This window comes from Bradyrhizobium sp. 138 (genome assembly GCF_023074075.1).
Classification (GTDB): Bacteria; Pseudomonadota; Alphaproteobacteria; order Rhizobiales; family Xanthobacteraceae; genus Bradyrhizobium.
Genome location: NZ_JADPKT010000022.1, coordinates 111,471 through 131,866, shown reverse-complemented (window position 1 = coordinate 131,866; position 20,396 = coordinate 111,471). Strand labels below are relative to the sequence as shown.

The window sequence follows — 20,396 nt, the reverse complement described above, 5'->3', positions numbered from 1 at the left end:
AGCTCATCATGTCTGACCCCATCGTCAAGATTTCCGGCCTCAACAAATGGTACGGCGACTTTCACGTGCTGCGCGACATCGACCTCGATGTTCGCAAGGGCGAGCGAATCGTGATTTGCGGGCCCTCAGGCTCCGGCAAGTCGACGTTGATCCGCTGCATCAACGCGCTCGAGGAATTCCAGGAGGGCGAGATCGTCGTCGACGGCATCGCGCTCGGGCCCAACCTTAAGCATATCGACGCGGTACGCCGCGAAGTCGGCATGGTGTTCCAGAGCTTCAATCTGTTCCCGCACCTGACCGTGCTGGACAATTGCACGCTGGCGCCGATCTGGGTGCGCAACATCCCGAAGAAGGACGCCGAGGAGACCGCGATGAAGTTCCTGGAGCGGGTCAAGATCCCGCACCAGGCCAACAAGTTTCCGGGGCAGATGTCCGGCGGCCAGCAGCAGCGCGTCGCGATCGCGCGGGCCCTGACGATGAACCCGAAGGTCATGCTGTTCGACGAGCCCACGTCGGCGCTCGACCCCGAGATGGTCAAGGAGGTGCTGGACACCATGGTGGACCTCGCCGAGGAGGGCATGACCATGCTGGTCGTCACCCACGAAATGGGCTTCGCCCGCGAGGTTGCCAACCGCGTTGTGTTCATGGACGCCGGCCAGATCATCGAGGCCAACACCCCGAACGAGTTCTTTGCGGCGCCTCAGCACGCCCGCACAAAACTGTTCCTGAGCCAGATCCTGCGGTGAGGACCAGCATTCGGGCGACCTCGCTGGTCTAGCCTAGCCGCCAGCTTGGCACCATCCGAATCAGCTTTGCGTCGCTTCGGGCCATCCTCCGGAGAGAGACCTTGCAGAGCAGTGTCGGCGCGCGCGCTTACCAGAATGCGCGATTGCAGAAGAAGTTGAGGAAGCAGGCGGACGCGGTGATGTCCTTCGCGGTCGAGGCACTCGGGCAGGGCCGATTTGCCGAGGCCGAGACGCTCTGCCGCGAGATCTTGAAAGAGGTTCCGGATCATTTCCACGCCACCCACCTGCTCGGCCTGCGCGCCTATGAGGGCGGGCGGCTCGAGGAGGCGCAACGACTGTTCGCGCGCGCCATTGCGCTCGATCCGCGCTCGCCCGATGCCCATGGCAATCTCGGGGCCGTATATTTCGACGTCCAGAAATTTCAGGACGCCCGCGCATGCCAGGAGAAGGCCATTGCGCTGAAGCCGAATTGTCCGATCACGCTGACCAATCTCGGCAATACGTTGCTGAACATCGGGCTCGGCGAGCAGGCGATCGGGCTGCACGAACGCGCCATCAGGCTGCGGCCGGACTATGCCGATGCGTTTTGCAACCGCGGCATGGCCGAGCTGATGATCGGCCGGTTCGAGCGCGCCAAGGAGAGTTTCGATCGCGCCCTCTTGTTTCAGCCGCGGCACGCCGAAGCGCTCGCCGGCAAGGGCATGGTGTGCATCGAGCTCCGGCACTATTCGCAGGCGGAAGCCGCCCTTGCTGCAGGCCTCGCGATCAAGCCGGGGTCACCACGGATCCTGGCGCAGCGCGGACGGCTCAATTTCGACCTGTACCGGCTGGAGCAGGCGGCGGCGGACTTCGAGGCGGCGCTGGCGCGATCGCCGCGGCTCGAGCTTGCGCTGCGCGGGAAGGCGCAAGTCAATCTCCTGTTGGGGAACTCGACGCAGGCGATTGCCGCCGTCAAAACCCTGCTCGAGGACAATCCGCGGTCCGACTACGCGATGGTGCTTCTCGGCGCCTGCTATGCGAACCAGGGAGACGTCGCGACGGCGCTCTATCATCTCGACGCGGCGCTCGAGATCTCCCCGGACTATGCGGATGCCATCGCACGCAAGATCTTCATCCTGGACTATCTGCCGGAGGCCGATTTCGCGGTCCAGCAGGCGGCGCGAAAATCCTGGTGGGATGCGATCGGCGCCAGATTGCCGCAACGGACGTTGCCGCACGGGCAGCTCGATCCGGACAGGCGGATCGTGGTCGGATATGTCGCCTCGGAATTCAGGAACCACTCGGCCGCGTTCGCGCTGTTGCCGGTGCTGCGCCATCATGATCGCACGAGGTTCGAGATCGTCTGCTATTCCTGCTGGCCGTTGCAGGATGAGATCACCGAGAGGTTCAAGCCTCTCGCGGACGTTTGGGTCGAGGCCGCGCAGCTTTCGGACGACGAATTGGCCGATCGCATCCAGGCCGACAAGATCGATATTCTGATCGACGTGTCCGGGCACACCGCCGGCAACAGACTGTCCGTATTCGCCCGGAAGCCGGCCCCGGTCCAGGTCACGGGCTTCGGCCACGCCACGGGCACCGGCCTTCAGACCATGGACTATGTACTCGCCGATCCGATCTTCATTCCGCAATCGGAGCGCCATCTGCTGGCCGAAACGGTTCATGATCTGCCGTGCCTGATCACGATCGATCCGATCCTGGATGTGCCGCCTTCGGAGCTTCCCATGCTCCAGAACGGGCATGTGACCTTCGGCGTGTTCAACCGCATCTACAAGATCTCGGATGAGGCAATCCGGGTGTGGTCGAAAGTGATGCGTGAGGTGGCCGGCTCGAAGATCATCATCAAGCACGGGCTGCTCGACGATCCGTTGCTGCGCGACGGTCTGATCGCGCGGTTCGTGGCCCAGGGCATTGCCGAAGAGAATATCACCTGCCTCGGCTCGACCTCGCGCCACGAGCATCTGCTGGCCTTTGCGAAAGTCGACATCTCCCTCGACACGTTCCCGCAAAATGGCGGCATCAGCACCTGGGAATCCCTCTATGCGGGCGTTCCGGTCGTCGCCAAGCTCGGGAAAGGCTCTTCGTCGCGCGCCGGCGGCTCGATCGTGGCGGCCATCGGCCTCGACGACTGGGTCGCCGTGGATGACGATGGCTATGCCGCGATCGCATGCAAATATGCGGCGCAGCCCGCTCATCTGGCGAAGTTGCGGGCGGATTTGCCGGCTCGGATCGCGGCCTCGCCGGCCGGGAACGTCGAACTATACACGCGTGAGGTCGAAGCGGCCTATCGCCGGTTCTGGCACGATCATTGTGCCGCCGCATCGGAACGCGGCGAGGTCGCGTAGGCAGGTCGCCCCGGGAAATCCCGGGGGGGGCCGGCGACCGGCCGGCCAGGCTCGCGAATCAGTTAGACTCTGGCCAGGGCATCCTCCGGAGAGTCACCTTGCAGAACAGCGGCGGCGCGCGCGCATTCCAGAACGCGCGATTGCAGAAGAAATTGATGAAGCAGGCCGACGCCATCATCGCCGCTGCGGCGAACGCCTATGGCCAGGGCCGATATGCCGAGGCCGAGGCGCTGTGCCGTGAGATCCTGAAAGCCCTTCCGGAACATGTCGACGCCATGCACCTGCTCGGCATGTGCGCCCATGACGGCCGGCGCCTCGAGGAGGCAAAAGAGCTGCTGGAGCGCGTGATCGCGCTCGATCCGCGCTCGCATGATGCCCATAACAACCTCGCGACCGTGCATTTCGACCTCGGCAATCACGAAGAGTCGCGGCGGTGCCAGGAGAGGGCGATCGCGCTGAAGCCGAATTTCGTGGTGGCGCTGACCAACCTCGGCAATACCCTGATGCATCTGGGGCTGTACGGGCAGGCGATCGAGCTGCACGAGCGCGCCATCAAGTTGAAGCCGGACTATGCCGATGCGTTCTGCAATCGCGGCATGGTTGAGATTCTGCTTGGCCAGATCGAGCGCGCCAAGGAAAGTTTCGATCGCGCCCTGCTGTTCCAGCCGCGTCACGCGGAGGCCATCGTCGGCAGCGGCATGGTCAGCATGGAGCTGCGGCACCACGACGAGGCGGCAGCCAAGTTTGCCATGGCGCTGGCGATCAAGCCCGGCGCGCCGCGGATCCTGGCCCAGCGAGGAAGGCTCAGTTACGAGCTGCAGCGCCTGGAACCCGCGCTTGCGGATTTCGATGCGGCGCTAGCGGTTTCGCCCAAGCTCGAACTCGCCCTGCGAGGGAAGGCACAGGTCTGCCTCGTCATGGGAAAGACCGCGCCGGCGATTGCGGCCGCAACGGCCTTGATCGAGCAAAACCCGCGCTCGGAAATCGGACTGGCGCTGATGGGTTTCGCCTTCTCGACCCAGGGGGACATGGACGCCGCGATCGAATATCTCGATCGTGCGCTGGCGGTAAGGCCGGACTACGGGGATGCGATCAGAGGAAAGATCTTCCTGGAGGACTACCGCGCCGAGGCCGATTTCGTGGTCCAGCAGGCGGTGCGAAAATCCTGGTGGGATCAGATCGGCTCAAAGTTGCCGCGAAGGGAGCTGCCGAAGCGGCCGCTCGACCCGGAAAAGCGGATTGTGGTCGGCTATGTCGCCGCCGAATTCCGGCAGCACTCGGCGGGACTCACCCTGCTGCCGGTGCTGCGGAATCATGATCACGCCAAGTTCGAAATCATCTGCTACTACTCCTGGCCGGGATCGGACGAGTACACCGCCATGTTCAAATCATTGGCGGACGTCTGGGTCGATGCCTGGGGGCTTTCGGACGACGAACTCGCCGACCGCATTCAGGCCGACAATGTCGACATCCTGATCGACGTTTCGGGCCACACGACCGGCAACCGGCTGCAGTGTTTCGCGCGCAAGCCGGCTCCAATCCAGGCCACCGGTTTCGGACACGCGACGGGCACCGGCATGCCGACCATGGATTACGTGCTCGCGGATCCCATTTTCATTCCGCCATCGGTCCGGCATTTGTTTGCCGAAAAGATCTACGACCTACCGTGCCTGATCACGATGGAGCCCGTCACCAATCTGCAGCCCTCCGAGCTGCCGATGCTCCGCAACGGCTACGTCACCTTCGGTGTGTTCAACCGCATCTACAAGATCTCGGATGACGCGATCCGTGTCTGGTCGCGCATCATGCGGGAGGTGCCGGGATCGAAGATCATCCTCAAGCATGGTCTGCTCGATGATCAACTGCTGCGCGATAGCCTGGTCGCGCGCTTCATCGCGCAGGGCATTGCGGTGGAGGACATCACGTGCCTCGGCACCACCTCGCGCGACGACCACCTGATGGCCTTCGACAAGATCGATATTTCCCTCGACACGTTCCCGCAAAATGGCGGCATCAGCACCTGGGAGTCCCTCTACAAGGGTGTTCCCGTCGTCGCCAAGCTCGGCATCGGAGCCTCCTCGCGTGCCGGCGCCTCCATCGTGGCCGCCGTCGGCCTCGGCGACTGGGTCGCCGAGGATGACGATGGCTATGTCGAGATCGCCCGCAGGTTTGCCTCGCAGCCCGAGCATCTGGCGAAGTTGCGCGCAAGGCTGCCGGCGCAGATCGCGGCCTCGCCGGCCGGCAATGTCGAGATCTACACGCGCGCGCTCGAAGCGGGCTACCGCCAGTTCTGGCGCGACTATTGCGCTGCCGCATCGGAAAGCGGCGCCGCTGCAGTAGAAGAGGCGGACGCACCGAGCGGTTCCTGAGCCGGATATAGCAGCGATGCCCCGGGATATCCCGGAGGCCTTCTGGTCGGCGCCGAACGGCCGGCCTGGTGGGCGAATCAGTTAGACTCGCCGCGGGCCATCTTCCGGAGAGACACCTTGCAGAGCAGCGCCGGCGCGCGCGCATTCCAGAATGCGCGGTTGCAGAAGAAGTTGAAGAAGCAGGCCGACGCCATCATCTCGGCCGCGGCGAGTGCCTATGGCCAGGGCAGATATGCGGAGAGCGAGGCGCTCTGCCGCCAGATCGTGCAGGCTGTCCCGGATCATTTCGACGCCACGCATTTCCTCGGCCTGAGCGTGCAACAGCTCGGGCGCCTCGATGAAGCGCAACAGCTGCTCGAGCGCGCGGTCGCGCTCGATCCGCGTTCGCACGAGGCCCACAACAATCTTGCCGCTGTGTACCTTGCGCTTCAGAAATTCGAGGCTGCCCGCGCATGCCTGGAGAAGGCGATCGCGCTGAAGCCGAATTTTCCGCTGGCCCTGGCCGGCCTCGGCAATACCTTGCTCCAGATGAACCTGCCCGGGCAGGCCATCGAGCTGTATGACCGCGCGATCAAGCTGAAGCCCGACTATGCCGATGCGCTCTGCAATCGTGGCCTGGCCGAGCTGGCGCTGGGTCAATTCGACTGCGCCAGGCAGAGTTTCGAGCGCGCTTTGTTGTTTCAGCCGCGTCACGCCGAAGCGCTCGTCGGCAAAGGCGTGGTCAGCATCGAGCTCAAGCACTACGATGAGGCGGAAGCCGCGCTCGCGGCGGCGCTGGCGATCAGGCCCGGTTCGGCGAAGGTCCTCGCGCACCGCGGCCGGCTCAATTTTGCGCTGTCGCGGCCGCAGCAGGCGGCGGCGGATTTTGAGGCCGCACTTGCGCTTTCGCCCAAGCTCGAAGTGGCCTTGCGGGGGAAGGCGGAAGTCTCGCTGAGCACCGGGAATACCGCGCAGGCGATCCTGGCCTGCACGGCGTTGCTCGAGGAAAATCCACGCTCGGCGATCGCGCTGGCGTTGCTGAGCTCCTGTTTTGCCAACCAGGGAGAGATCGCGGCCGCCATCGAACATCTCGACGCCGCGCTGGCGATCACGCCGGACGAGCCGGACTTGATCGCGCGGAAGATCTATTTCCTGGACTATCTCTCCGACGCCGATTTCGCGGTCCAGCAGGCGGCGCGCAAATCCTGGTGGGATGCGATCGGCGCCAGATTCCTGCAAAGGAAGCTCGCGCCCCAGGAGTTCGATCCCGACCGGCGGATCGTGGTCGGTTACGTATCCGCAGAGTTCTGGTACCACTCGGCGGCGTTCGGTCTGCTGCCGGTGCTGCGCCATCATGATCGCGCCAAATTCGAGATCGTCTGCTATTCGTGCTCGCCGACGCGAGATGAGATGACTGCCAGGTTCAAGTCGTTGGCAGACGTCTGGGTCGACGCCTGGCAACTTTCGGACGACGAGTTGGCCGATCGTATCGAGGCCGACAAGGTCGATCTCCTGATCGACGTCTCCGGGCATACCACAGGCAACAGGCTCCCTGTCTTCGGCCGCAAGCCGGCTCCGATCCAGGTCACGGGTTTTGGACACGCCACGGGCACGGGCCTTCAGACCATGGACTACGTGCTTGCGGATCCGGTCTTCATTCCGGAATCGGCCCGTCATCTGCTGGCCGAACAGGTTTACGACCTGCCGTGCCTGATCACGACCGATCCCATCCTGGATGTGCCCGCTTCGGAGCTTCCCATGCTCCGCAATGGCCATGCGACGTTCGGCGTCTTCAATCGCATCTCGAAGATCTCGGACGAGGCCATCCTTGTGTGGGCAAAGGTGATGCGTGAGGTGACCGGATCGAAGATCATCATCAAGCATACCCTGCTTGACGATCCGCTGGTGCGCGACGGCCTTCTCGCACGTTTCGTGGCGCAGGGCATCGCCGAGGAGAACATCACGTGCCTCGGCTCGTCCGAGCGCGCTGAGCATCTGCGGGCCTTTGCGAACGTCGATATTTCGCTCGATCCTTTCCCGCAAAACGGCGGTGTCAGCACCTGGGAATCCCTCTATGCAGGCGTTCCGGTCGTCGCCAAGCTCGGCCATGGTGCTTCGTCGCGCGCCGGCGGCTCGATCGTGACGGCCGTTGGTCTCAACGACTGGGTCGCCGAGGATGACGAGGGCTATGCCGCGATCGCCTGTAAATACGCGGCGCAGCCCGCTTATCTCGCGAAATTGCGCGCGGATCTGCCGGCCCGGATCGCAGCCTCGCCGGCCGGCAATGTCGAGATTTACACGCGCAGCGTCGAGGAGGGGTACCGCCGGTTCTGGCGCGACCATTGTGCCGCGGCCTCTGAACGCGGCGAGGTCGCGTAAGCCGGCCGAACCGTGCCGGGCTCAGTGACGATCACACGAAGGGCGGCTTAATGTTGCTGCGCTTCTCCAGCCACTCCGGCACCGGCAGGTTCTTGGCGCGCATGAAATCTGCGTTGAACAGCTTCGACTGATAGCGGCTGCCGGAATCGCACAGCACGGTGACGATCGTCTTGCCCGGTCCGAGCTGTTTGGCGAGGCGCATCGCGCCCACGATGTTGATGCCGGTCGAGCCGCCGAGGCACAGGCCTTCGTGCTGAAGCAGCTCGTAGATCGCCGTGACGGCTTCAGCGTCGGGAATGAGATAGGCATCATCCACCTTCGCCGTCTCGACGATCGCGGTCGCGCGGTTGAGGCCGATGCCTTCGGTGATCGAGCCGCCGGGCGTCGCCTTGGCATCGCCGGTCCGGAAATATTCGTACATGCCCGCGCCGTGCGGGTCGGCGCAGGCGATCCGCACGTTCTTGTTCTTCTCCTTCAGATAGCGGCTGGCGCCGGCGAGCGTGCCGCCGCTGCCGACCGAGCAGACGAAGCCATCGACCTTGCCGCCGGTCTGCTCCCAGATCTCGGGCCCCGTCGACTCGTAGTGCGCCTTGGCGTTGTCGAGGTTGTTCCACTGGTCTGCGAACAGCACACCATTGGGCTCGGTCTTGCGCAGCTCGTCCGCGAGCCGCCGGCCGACATGCTGGTAGTTGTTGGGGTTGGCGTAGGGCAGGGCCGGCACCTCGATCAGCTCGGCGCCGCACAGCTTCAAGAAATCCTTCTTCTCCTGGCTCTGCGTTTCCGGGATCACGATCAGCGTGCGGTAGCCGCGCGCGCTCGCGACGACCGCGAGCCCGATGCCGGTATTGCCGGCAGTTGCTTCCACCACGAGACCGCCGGGCTTGAGCTCGCCGCGCTTCTCGGCCTCCAGGATCATCCATTTGCCGGCGCGGTCCTTGACCGACTGGCCGGGGTTCATGAACTCGGCCTTGCCGAGAATGGTGCAGCCGGTCAGCTCCGAGGCGCGCTTCAGCTTGATCAGCGGGGTGTTGCCAATGGCTTCGACAACGTCGTTTCGAATGGTCATGTCAGGAAAATCGCTACCGAGGGGTTGATCTGGTTGGCCAGAACCTAGTGCTTGGGAGGCCAAAGGGGAAGGCTTTTGCGCTGCGGCGAAACCGGCCGAAACGCCTGTCCAAACAGGGATATTATCGAGCTGCGCGATCGGCGATGACGCGCCTTGCTGTGCGGCGGGATATCAGTAGGCGGAAATGACTGAACTCCGTCAGACCACGGAAGATGGTGGTCGTGACCATCGACTTCACGACCGCTTTTTTCCAAGAGCAAGTTGGGACGACATCTGGCGACGTGGGTGGTGAGGCCGCGACCGAGCCGAAGCCGCGCGGGGCGTTGCGGGACCCGATTGAAAGGCCTCGATGCCGGTGTGGCAGCAATATCACATGAAATCTTGGTAAGCTTATTGGCGTCTCCCAACGTTTCAAGAATGAGAGAAGTCACTGCGAGACAAGACCCTTTTGCATTTTCATCGATCCGCTTCAGGCGCGTTGGTCCGGCGATCTCGCAACTGCGGGACTGTCCTGCAGTTCAGCGCCCGGCTAGTATCGATGTCGAGGTTCCGCAGAAAGCATCACTACTGTGAACGAGTTATCCAAAGCCCCCCGATTGTCCCGCCGCGAATCGGTTAATCCGGTTGCGCGGCGGCTGGATCTGCCCGGCGGGGGGTGGATGTGACACAGGATGTTCCGGCGATCGCCGTGCGGCGGTCCGAAGGTTCTGCATCCCGGACGCGGCGCGCGGCGCGCTGGCTTGCGGTGGTGTGCCTCGCCGCCGGCTCTGGCGCCTGCGTGCTGACCCAGGATCTTCCTGATCCAGCCCTCGACGTTCCCACGCAGTACAAATACGCGGGCAAGGGCGATGCGCCGCCGTCATTGGACTGGTGGCGTGGCTTCCGCTCCGCGGAGCTGACGCAGCTGATGGAGGAGGCGCAAACCGTCAATCTCGACATCGCCGCCGCCGTCTCGCGCATCGTCCAGGCCGACGCCCAGGCGCGGCAGGCGGGCGCGGCGCTGCTGCCGAGCGTATCGACGGGTGGATCGGAAACCTATTCGCGCACCTCGGGCGCAAGCTCCTCGGGTCTGTCGATCGGCGGCCGCGAAGTCGTCAACTATTCGGCCTCGCTGAGCGCGAGCTATCAGCTCGACTTCTGGGGCCAGAACCGCGATGCGTTGCAGACGGCCGAGGAGACCGCCAACGCCAACCGCTTCGATCGCGACACCGTCGCGCTGACGACGCTGGCGGCCGTCGCCAACGCCTATTTCCAGGTGCTGGCCTCGCAGGACCGCATCAGGACGTCACAGCGCAACATCGCCAGCGCGCAGCGCATCCTCGACGCCGTCAGGGAGCGGCGCAAGGCCGGTACCGGCTCGGATCTCGATGTCGCCCAGCAGGAAAGCGTACTTGCCAACCAGAAGGCCCTGGTGCCGCCGCTGCGCCAGACGCTGGACCAGAACGTCAACGCGCTCGCCGTGCTGGTCGCGCGTCCGCCGGAGAGCGTGCGCGTGCTCGGCGGCTCGCTGGACCGGGTCGCGATCCCGCGCGTGACGCCCGGCCTGCCCTCGGAGCTGCTGACGCAGCGGCCGGACATCCGCCGGCAGGAGGCGCAGCTTGCGTCTGCGACCGCCAACATCGGTAACGCCCGCGCGCAGTTCTTTCCGACCATCCAGCTCACCGGCAATGGCGGCTATCAGAGCGCGGCGCTGGTCTCGCTGTTCCAGCCGCATGCGGCTTTCTTCCAGCTCGTCGGCAGCGCCACGCAGCCGATCTTCGACGGCGGCAAGATCCTCGGCAATTTCGAGTTTGCCAAGGCGCGGCAGGACGAGCTGCTCCAGACCTACCGCAAGACCATCGTCCAGGCCTTTGCCGACGTCGACAACGCGCTGTTCTCGATCAAGCAGACCACCATCAAGCTGCAATTGCAGCGCGACGTCGTTGTCGCCTCGCGCCGCGCCTTCGATCTCTCCGAGCAGCAATTGCGCGCCGGCACCGCCGACATCGTGACCGTGCTCAACACTCAACTGACGCTGTTCCAGGCGGAAGACGCGCTGTCACAGGCGCAACTGGCCCGCTTGCTCGCCATCGTCAGCCTGTATCAGGCCCTCGGCGGCGGCTGGGAGCCGCGAATGGAGAAACCGGTCAATGCTCTTTAAGCCGGATGCCAAGCAGGGCGCGGAAGAGGGGACGGCGAAAAAATCGCGCGGCCGTGGCTTCGTCATGACCTTGATCACGCTCGCCATCCTCGGTGGGCTCGGTTATCTCGGCTGGATCGCCACGCATCAGCAACAGGCCAACAACCGCAATCAGCGGCCCGATCTGCCGGTGCCCGTGCTGGCGGCGAGCCCGCGGGTCCAGGACGTTCCGGTCTATCTCGATGGCGTCGGCGCGATCCGCGCGCTCAACACCGTGACCGTGCGCTCGCAGGTCGACGGCAAGCTAATCGCGGTCAACTTCACCGAGGGACAGGACGTCAAGAAGGGCGACGTGCTCGGCGAGATCGATCCGGCGATCTATCAGGCGCAATACGACCAGGCGGTCGCCAAGAAGGCGCAGGATCAGGCCCAGCTCGCCAACCAGCGCATCGACCTCTCGCGTTACGAGCAGCTGGCTGCCTCCAACGCCGGCTCCAAGCAGCAGGCGGACACCCAGCGTGCGCTGGTCGCGCAGACCGAGGCGCTGGTGAAAGCGGATCAGGCCGCGATCGACAACGCGGCGGCAACGCTGAGCTACACCAAGATCGTGGCGCCGCTCTCGGGCCGCGCTGGCCTCCGCCAGGTCGACCAGGGCAACATCATCCACGCCTCCGACACCACGGGTCTCGTGGTGATCACGCAGCTGCAGCCGATCGCGGTGTGGTTCAGCCTGCCGCAGCAGCAGATCATGCGCGTCAATGCGGCCGCGGCGAAAGGCGCGCTCGCGGTCGACGTGTTCGGCAATGACGGCATCACCGTGATCGACACCGGCAAGCTCACCGGCATCGACAATCAGGTCGACCAGACCACCGGCACGCTCAAGCTCAAGGCCGAATTCCCTAACGCCAATTACCAGCTCTGGCCGGGCCAGTTCGTCAACGTTCGTCTCAAGGTCGAGACCTTGACGCAGGCGCTGGTGGTGCCGACATCCGCGGTGCAGCGCGGCCCGATCGGGACTTTCAGTTATGTCATCGGTGCGGACAACGTCGTCTCGGCCAAGCCGGTCACGGTGACCCAGCAGAACGAGCATGACGCCGTGATCGCCAACGGCCTGTCGGCGAGCGATAGGGTCGTCACCACGGGCTTTGCCAATCTGTCCGACGGCTCCAAGGTGATCATCGGCCGCGACGACCAGACCCCGTCAGCCGATCTCGCGCCGCGCAAGCGCTCGCGCGGGCCTGATGCTCAGAAGAAGGATGGCGCCAAGGAGGGCCAGAACGAAGGCCAAAAGGACGGACAGGGCAAGGACGGCGAGTTCCGTGCCAAGCGCAAGAGCAGCGAAGGCGACCAGAAGGGACAGACCGGGCCGGCACCGGGGCCCGGGGCATCCGAATCTGGAGCCAAGCAGCCATGATCCCGACAACAGCCGCTTGATGCGGCAGGCGTAACCCATGGGTGTTTCCGAACCCTTCATCCGACGGCCGATCGCAACCTCGCTGCTCGGCATCGCGCTTTTGATCGGCGGGCTGCTGGGCTATTTCGCCCTGCCGGTCTCGGCGCTGCCACAGGTCGATTTCCCAACCGTGCAGGTGACGACGCAGCTTCCGGGCGCGAGCCCCGACGTGATCGCCTCGCTGATCACCGCGCCGCTGGAGCGGCAACTCGGGCAGATCCCGTCGCTGTCGGCGATGAACTCGACGAGCTCGTTCGGCGTCAGCCAGATCTCGCTGCAGTTCGATCTCAACCGCGACATCGACGGCGCCACCCAAGATGTGCAGGCTGCAATCAACGCGGCGGCCGGCGTGCTGCCCAAGACGCTGCCTTATCCTCCGACCTACGCCAAGGTGAATCCGGCGGACGCGCCTGTCATGACGCTGGCGCTGCGCTCCGACACCATCTCGCTGCGGGCGATGAGCGACATCGCCGACACGCTTCTGGCGCAACGGCTGAGCCAGATCTCCGGCGTCGGGCGCGTCTCGGTGCTCGGCGGGCTGAAGCCGGCCGTGCGGATCCAGGCCGATCTGGCGCGGCTCGCCGCCTACGGCATCGCCATGGAAGATCTGCGCACCGCCATCGCCAATGCCAATGTCTCGGGGCCGAAAGGCTCGCTCGACGGCGCGCAGCAATCCTACATCATCGCGGCCAACGACCAGATCGCCGCGGCCGACGCCTACAGGCCCGTCATCATCGCCTATCGCAACGGCTCGCCCGTCACCATCGCCGACGTCGCGCAGATCGTCGATGGCCTGGAGAACGACCGCACCGGCGGCTGGTACCAGGGCACGCCGGCCGTCATCATCGACATCCAGCGCCAGCCCGGCGCCAACGTGATCGACGTCGTCAGCCAGATCCGCGCCGAAATCCCCAAAGTGCAGCGCGCGATCCCGGCCGGCGTGAACCTCACCATCGTCTCCGACCGCACCGTCACCATCCGCGCCTCGGTGCGCGACGTGCAGTTCACGCTGGTCCTTGCCGTCGTGCTGGTGACGCTGGTGGTGCTGTTGTTCCTACGCTCGCTGCGAGCCACGCTGATCGCGGGCGTGGCGTTGCCGCTGTCCCTGATCACGAGCTTCGGCATCATGTATTTCGCCGGCTTCAGCCTCGACAATCTGTCGCTGATGGCGCTGACGATCGGCACCGGCTTCGTCGTCGACGACGCCATCGTCATGATCGAGAACATCGTCCGTCACATGGAGAACGGCGACGGCCCGATGGAGGCTTCGCTGAAGGGGGCCAGCGAGATCGGCTTCACCGTGATCTCGCTGACGGTGTCGCTGATCGCGGTGTTCATCCCGCTCTTGTTCATGTCCGGCCTCGTCGGGCGCATGTTCCGCGAATTCGCGCTGACCCTGACGATCGCCGTCGTCACCTCGGCCGTGGTCTCGCTGACGCTGACGCCGATGATGTGCTCGCGGCTGCTCAAGCACGCCCACGAGGAGCTGGCGGTGCCGGGATTGACCGCGATCAGCCGCTTCATCGACCGCACCGTCGGGGCCTATCATCGGACGCTGCTGTGGGTGCTGGAACGGCAGCGCGCCACGTTGGTCGTGACTTTTGCCACGCTGGCTGCGACCCTCGTCCTCTATGTCGTCGCGCCGAAAGGATTCCTGCCGCTACAGGACACCGCTTCGATCACGGCGGTGACGGAAGCCGGGCCCGACGTGTCGTTCGCGGAGATGCGGAAGCGGCAGGGCGAGGCGGCCGACGCCATCAAGGCCGATCCTGATGTGACCGGCGTGGTCTCGGTCATTGGCGCAGGCTCGGTCAACCCGACCACCAATGTCGGGCGTCTTGTCATGACGCTGAAACCTCGCGGCGAGCGGCGCGACGATGTGAGCGTGGTGATCACACGTCTGAAGGAGCGGGTATCAGGCATCCCCGGCATGACTGTCTATTTCCAGCCGGTGCAGGACGTGCAGATCTCGACCCAGTCGAGCCGCTCGCAATACCAGTACACGCTGACCGGCACCGATGCGACGCTGGTATCGGAATGGGCGCGCAAGCTGGTCACGGAGATGCGGCGCGATCCCCTGTTCCGCGACGTCTCCTCCGAGGCGCAGGAGGGGGGCTTGCGGGCGCAGCTCGACGTCGATCGCACCCGTGCGGGCCAGCTTGGCGTCAGCCTCCAGGGCATCACCGACACGCTCAACGACGCCTTTGCACAGCGACAGATCTCGACCATCTACGGCCAGGCCAACCAGTACCGCGTTGTGCTGGAGGCGCTGCCGATGTACCAGCGCGATCCCTCGATCCTGTCGAAACTCTATCTGCCCGGCGCTGCGAGCACCACCGTCGGTGCGCCCAATGCCCAGGTTCCGCTGTCTGCCGTGGCGACGCTGAAGCGCACCACGGCGCCGCTGGCGATCTCACACCAGGCGCAATTCCCCTCGGTGTCGCTCAGCTTCAACCTCGCGCCGGGCGCCGCGCTCGGCGATGCCGTCGACGCCGTGAAGGTGATCGAGACCCGCATCGGCATGCCGGGCAGCATTGTTGGCGTCTATGCCGGCGATGCCGCCGAGTTCGCCAAGGCGCTCGCCGGTCAGCCCTGGCTGCTGCTCGCCGCCGTGATCACGATCTACATCGTGTTAGGGGTGCTCTACGAGAGCTACATCCACCCGATCACGATCCTGTCGACGCTGCCCTCGGCCGGCGTCGGAGCGATCCTGGCGCTGATCCTCTGCGGCCAGGACCTCTCCGTGATCGGCCTGATCGGCATCATCCTGCTGATGGGCATCGTCAAGAAGAACGCGATCATGATGATCGACTTCGCGCTCGAGGCCGAGCGCAGGCAGGGCATGTCGCCGAACGAGGCGATCGTGCAGGCATGCCTGTTGCGCTTCCGCCCGATCATGATGACGACGCTGGCGGCGCTGTTCGGCGCGCTGCCGCTCGCGATCGAGAGCGGCACCGGCGCCGAGCTGCGCTTCCCGCTCGGCATCTCCATCATCGGCGGCCTGCTGCTCAGCCAGCTGCTGACGCTCTACACCACGCCCGTGATCTACCTCGCGCTCGATCGCATCAACCGCCGCCTCGAGCAGGCGCTGCCGCCGGCTGAATCCGGCGGCCCGCCGGTTGCGGGCGCGACCGAGGGGATGCAGTGATGGCATCGATCTCGGAGCCCTTCATCCGCCGCCCGGTCGCGACCACGCTGCTGTCGATCGGGTTGTTCCTGCTGGGAGTCGTCGCCTACGAGTTCCTTCCCGTCGCCTCGGTCCCGAACGTCGACTACCCCGCGATCTTCGTCTCGGCCAGCCGCCCTGGCGCCGACCCGTCCGTGATGGCGGCGACGGTGGCCTCACCATTGGAGCGGCGGCTCGGTGAGATCGCCGGCATCAACCAGATCACCTCGACCTCGACGCTCGGCACGACCAGCATCCAGATCCAGTTCGACATCGGCCGCAACATCGACAAGGCCGCGCGCGACGTGCAGGCGGCGATCAACGCCGCGATGATCGACCTGCCGAGCGACCTGCCGACGCTGCCGCGCTTCCGCAAAGCGAATACGGCCGGCGCGCCCGTCTTCGTGCTGGCGCTGACCTCGAAGACGCTGTCCGCCAGCGCGATCTACGACGTCGCCGACACCGTGCTGGCGCAGCGCATCTCGCAGGTTCCGGGCGTCGGCAACGTGGCCATCAGCGGCGCCGATCAACCGGCGGTGCGCGTCCAGCTCAATCCGGTGGCGCTCTCGAACGCAGGGATTGCCACCGACGACGTCCGTACCGCGATCATCAACGCCAATCCGCTCGGTCCCGTCGGCATCTTCAACGGCGAGCGCCAGAGCGAGACGCTGGCGCTCAACAAGCAGATGCGCACGGCGAAGGAATTCCGCGACATCGTCATCAAGAGCTCTGGCGGCAATTTCGTGCGGCTGTCCGACGTCGCCGAGATCGAGGATTCCGTCCGCAACGCCCGCTCGATCGCCTGGTTCAACAAGCAGCCGGCGGTGCTGATCCAGATCACCAAGCAGGGCGATGCCAACGTCATCGACACCGTCGATCGGGTGAAGGCGCTGATCCCCGAGCTCAGACAATGGATTCCGGCCGGCGTCGAGATTTCGACCCTTGTCGACCGCACCGGCACGATCCGCGCCAGCGTGCTCGACATGCAATGGACGTTGCTGGCGACCGCGGTCCTGGTGATGGTCGTGGTGTTCGTGTTCCTGCGCAGGCTGACGCCGACGATCGCGGCGGGCATCTCGGTGCCGCTGGCGCTGGCCGGCACCTGCGCCGGCATGTGGGCCGCCGGCTTCTCGATCGACAATCTCTCGCTGATGGCGCTCGCGATCTCCGTCGGCTTCGTGGTCGACGACGCCATCGTCATGATCGAGAACATGTATCGCAATCTCGAGCACGGCATGCGGCCGTTCCGGGCGGCGCAGGAGGGCGCGAAGCAGATCGGCTTCACCGTGGTCTCGATCAGCCTGTCATTGATCGCCGCGTTTACGCCGCTGATCTTCATGGACGGCGTCGTCGGCCGCCTCTTGCGCGAATTCTCACTGACGCTGACCTTCGCCATCCTGGTCTCGACGCTGGTGTCTCTGACGGTGACGCCGATGATCTGCGCCCATTATATCCGACAGACCACGTCCGGCACCGCGACCCTGTTCGATCGCATCATCGAGGGTTCGCTGTCGCGCATCGTCGCCTTCTACGCCCGCACCTTGCGCACCGTGCTCGACTACCCGCTGGCGACGCTGCTGGTGTTCTTTGCCACCATCGGCCTCACGGTGACGCTCTACATCAAGGTCCCCAAGGGCTACTTCCCCACCGACGATTCCGGCTTCGTCATCGGGGCGACGCGCGCCTCGGCCGATATCTCGTTTCAGTCGATGCTCGGCCTCCAGCAGCGGCTGCCCGACATCGTGATGAAGGATCCGGCCGTGGCCGGCATCGGTTCGACCGTCGGCAGCGGAGGCGGGGGCCCGGGCTCGGCCACCTCCAATCGCGGCACCATGTTCATCAGCCTGAAGCCGCCGGAGGAGCGCGGCCACGTCTCGACGGAGGTCGTGATCGACCGCCTCAGGCGCGCGCTGTACCCCGTGCCGGGCATCCGCCTCTTCATGTTCGCCGCCCAGGACGTCCGTGCCGGCGGGCGGCAGAGCGATTCCGACTACCAGTACACGCTGACCAGCACCGACCTCGGTCTGCTGCAGAAGTGGGCGCCGATCGTGGCCAAGCGCATGGAGAGTGTCGAGGGCATCACCGACATCTCCAGCGACCGCGATCCCGGCGGGCTTCAACTGACGCTTGCGATCGATCGCCAGAAGGCCTCAGCGCTCGGCGTCAGGGTTCAGGACATCGACAACGCGCTGAACAACGCCTTCTCGCAGCGGCAAATCTCGATCATCTACACCCAGCGCAACCAGTACATGACCGTGCTGGAGATCGATCCGAAATTCCAGGTCGATCCTTCCAACCTCGAGCGCATCTACGTTGCGGGCGCGGGCGATGCGCAGGTGCCGCTGTCGGCCGTCGTCCGCGCGACGCGCGGCCTCGCCGCGCTCGCGGTCTATCACTCGCAGTCATTCCCCTCGACGACGGTGTCGTTCAACCTGCTGCCGGACGTGCAGCTTCAGGCGGCGACGCAAAACATCCAGCGGGCGGTCGAGGAGCTGCACATGCCCGAGGGCATTCGCGGCAGTTTCGACGGCAATGCCGGCGACTTCGCCAAGACCAGCGGCCGCCAGCCGCTTCTGATCCTCGGCGCGCTGGTGGCGATGTATATCGTGCTCGGGGTGCTCTATGAGAGCCTCGCCCATCCGCTCACCATCATCTCGACGCTGCCCTCGGCCGGGCTCGGCGCGCTGCTCGCCCTGCAGCTCACCAACACGCCGCTGACCGTGATCGCCTTCGTCGGCATCATCCTCTTGATCGGCATCGTCAAGAAGAACGGCATCATGATGGTCGATTTCGCGCTCGACGCCGAGCGCCAGCGCGGCCTGTCCTCGGCGGAGGCGATCTTCGAGGCCTGCCAGGCGCGCTTCCGCCCGATCCTGATGACGACCATGGCGGCGCTGTTCGCCGGCATTCCGCTCGTGGTGGCGACCGGCCCCGGCACGGAGCTGCGCCGTCCGCTCGGCATCACCATCATCGGCGGCCTGTTCGTCTCGCAGATCCTGACGCTCTACACCACGCCCGTGATCTACCTGCTGATCGACCGACTGCGGCGGCGGTCCGCGCCGCGGCCGCTGGCTGCGCCCGCGGAATAGGTTGTTGAAGCCCCGCTTGAAGCGTATAGCGGCGCCCATGTCGAACCCGCCAGATATTGCCGCCGCCGACCCGATCCCGGAATGCCCGCATTGCCAGAAGCCGATGCCGCTGTGCATCTGCGACAGCGTCACGCCGATTGAAAATCGGCTGTCGCTGCTGATCCTGCAGCACCCGCAGGAGCAGGACAGGGCGCTCGGCACCGCCCGGCTGCTGGCGAAGCATTTCGCCGCTGCCACGGTGCGGGTCGGCCTGTCCTGGCCGAGCCTGTCCAAGGCGCTGGGACGGCCGGTCGAGAACGCCGCGCGCTGGGCCGTGCTCTATCTCGGCTCGGCGCGTGCCGCCGATCTCGAAGCCGAAGGCGAGATTGTCGCGCTCAACCGCAAGGGCGAGGTTGCAGACAACCAGCGGGCGATCCTCGGCAAGCTCGAAGGAATCGTGCTGCTTGACGGCACCTGGAGCCAGGCCAAGGCGCTGTGGTGGCGCAATCCCTGGATGCTGAAGTGCCAGCGCGTGATCCTCAACCCGGCGCACCCCTCGCGCTACGGGCGTCTGCGCAAGGAGCCGCGCCGCGACGGGCTCTCGACCATCGAGGCCGCGGCGACGATTCTCGCCGGCCTCGAGCGGCGCCCTGATATCGCTGACACGCTGCACGCGAGTTTTGAACGGCTGTTGACACGCTACCGCGAGGTCCAGGCCGAGATGCCGGAACTGGCGCCCAAACCCGCTCCGAAGGGCCGGCGCGACTTCCGGCGGCGCAAGCGCACCTGACTTCGGCCCTCTTCATCTATACGGTTGATTGCACCGCGAAGCGCGGGCATTTTGAGGCCATCGGTCGAAACGGGTCGCGATCTGCTTTCCTGTTGCGGCATCGGAGAGAGCGGCAACCGAAGGGGCAGTCGAATTCAGCTCGCGGCGAAGGAAATCCTGGCACAGGCGGCGCGGCCCGATCGCTGGGGCACGCTCGCGCTGATGGACATTTCGCTGCGCTACCGCCGGACCGTGATCGGCCCGCTCTGGATCACGCTGACGCTCGCTGCGACGATCGCGAGCGTCGGCACGGTCTATGCGGCGCTGTTCAAGCAGGACATCGCCGTCTTCCTGCCGTCCTTCGCGGTTGGCCTGATCGTCTGGACCCTGATCGCCACGACGCTGCAGGAGGGCTCCAACATCTTCGTGGCGTCAGGTCATCTCATCAAGGCGGTGCCGGCACCGCTGATCGTTCATGTCCTCCAGATGATCGCGCGCAACGTCCTCATCTTCGCGCATCACCTGGTGATCGTCGTGCTGCTCTATGTCGTGATGCCCTGGCCGCTGCACTGGAGCATGCTGCTCGCGGTGCCAGGCTTTGCGATCCTGTTTCTCGCGCTGCTCGGCGGGTCGGTCGCGCTCGGCATGCTCTGCGCGCGTTTTCGCGACATTGGTTCGGCGATCGTCAGCGGCCTGCAGTTCGTTTTCTTTCTCACGCCGATCATCTGGACCGAGGACAGCGTGCGCGGCACCGCGTTTCACTGGCTGACCCGGGTCAATCCGTTCGCGACGCTGCTCGATCTCGTGCGCCGGCCGCTATTGTCGCAGCCGACCGATGCGGAGCAATGGCTGCTCGGGGTGGTCTACGCGATCGCCGTGGCCGTCATTGGCCTCGGCTGCTACGCAAAATACCGCCATCGCGTGGCGTATTGGCTGTGAT

11 protein-coding genes are annotated in these 20,396 nt (G+C 65.2%); 10 read left to right on the top strand and 1 reads right to left on the bottom strand.

Features of this window, described 5'->3' with window-relative positions; all coding sequences use genetic code 11:
• Nucleotides 1–8 precede the first annotated feature (8 nt).
• The 4 genes from IVA79_RS12260 to IVA79_RS12245 all read left to right on the top strand — a co-directional run bounded on the left by IVA79_RS12260 (nt 9) and on the right by IVA79_RS12245 (nt 7,815).
• A complete protein-coding gene (locus IVA79_RS12260; RefSeq protein WP_247553207.1) occupies nt 9–746 on the top strand; it encodes an amino acid ABC transporter ATP-binding protein in 738 nt (245 codons plus the stop codon).
• A gap of 101 nt (nt 747–847) precedes the next feature.
• Nucleotides 848–3,088, top strand: coding sequence for a tetratricopeptide repeat protein (locus IVA79_RS12255; protein WP_247553205.1), 2,241 nt, complete (start codon nt 848–850; stop codon nt 3,086–3,088).
• Between the two features lie 98 nt (nt 3,089–3,186).
• A complete protein-coding gene (locus IVA79_RS12250; protein WP_247553203.1) occupies nt 3,187–5,457 on the top strand; it encodes a tetratricopeptide repeat protein in 2,271 nt (756 codons plus the stop codon).
• 117 nt (nt 5,458–5,574) lie between these two features.
• Nucleotides 5,575–7,815 (top strand): tetratricopeptide repeat protein, encoded by a 2,241-nt coding sequence (locus IVA79_RS12245; protein ID WP_247553201.1) that lies wholly within the window; start codon nt 5,575–5,577, stop codon nt 7,813–7,815.
• Between the two features lie 31 nt (nt 7,816–7,846).
• On the opposite strand, the gene IVA79_RS12240 is transcribed toward IVA79_RS12245, so the two are convergent.
• Nucleotides 7,847–8,881: a cysteine synthase A gene (locus tag IVA79_RS12240; protein WP_247553199.1), complete on the bottom strand. Its 1,035-nt coding sequence runs from the start codon at nt 8,879–8,881 to the stop codon at nt 7,847–7,849.
• A gap of 655 nt (nt 8,882–9,536) precedes the next feature.
• Between IVA79_RS12240 and IVA79_RS12235 the strand changes: the two genes are divergently transcribed.
• The 6 genes from IVA79_RS12235 to IVA79_RS12210 all read left to right on the top strand — a co-directional run bounded on the left by IVA79_RS12235 (nt 9,537) and on the right by IVA79_RS12210 (nt 20,395).
• Nucleotides 9,537–11,021, top strand: a complete 1,485-nt coding sequence (locus IVA79_RS12235; protein WP_247553197.1) for an efflux transporter outer membrane subunit — start codon at nt 9,537–9,539, stop codon at nt 11,019–11,021.
• Nucleotides 11,011–12,414, top strand: a complete 1,404-nt coding sequence (locus IVA79_RS12230; RefSeq protein WP_247553195.1) for an efflux RND transporter periplasmic adaptor subunit — start codon at nt 11,011–11,013, stop codon at nt 12,412–12,414. Before IVA79_RS12235 ends, IVA79_RS12230 begins: the two co-directional genes overlap by 11 nt.
• 37 nt (nt 12,415–12,451) lie before the next feature.
• On the top strand, nt 12,452–15,601 hold the full coding sequence (locus IVA79_RS12225; protein WP_247553193.1) for an efflux RND transporter permease subunit: 3,150 nt from the start codon (nt 12,452–12,454) through the stop codon (nt 15,599–15,601).
• The gene (locus IVA79_RS12220; protein ID WP_247553192.1) at nt 15,601–18,708 is read left to right on the top strand and encodes an efflux RND transporter permease subunit; all 3,108 of its coding nucleotides are present in this window, start codon (nt 15,601–15,603) and stop codon (nt 18,706–18,708) included. The genes IVA79_RS12225 and IVA79_RS12220 overlap by 1 nt, the downstream gene beginning before the upstream one ends.
• 37 nt (nt 18,709–18,745) lie before the next feature.
• A complete protein-coding gene (locus IVA79_RS12215) occupies nt 18,746–19,477 on the top strand; it encodes a tRNA-uridine aminocarboxypropyltransferase (RefSeq protein ID WP_247553191.1) in 732 nt (243 codons plus the stop codon).
• 201 nt (nt 19,478–19,678) lie between these two features.
• Nucleotides 19,679–20,395, top strand: coding sequence for an ABC transporter permease (locus tag IVA79_RS12210; protein WP_247553173.1), 717 nt, complete (start codon nt 19,679–19,681; stop codon nt 20,393–20,395).
• Nucleotide 20,396 lies beyond the last annotated feature (1 nt).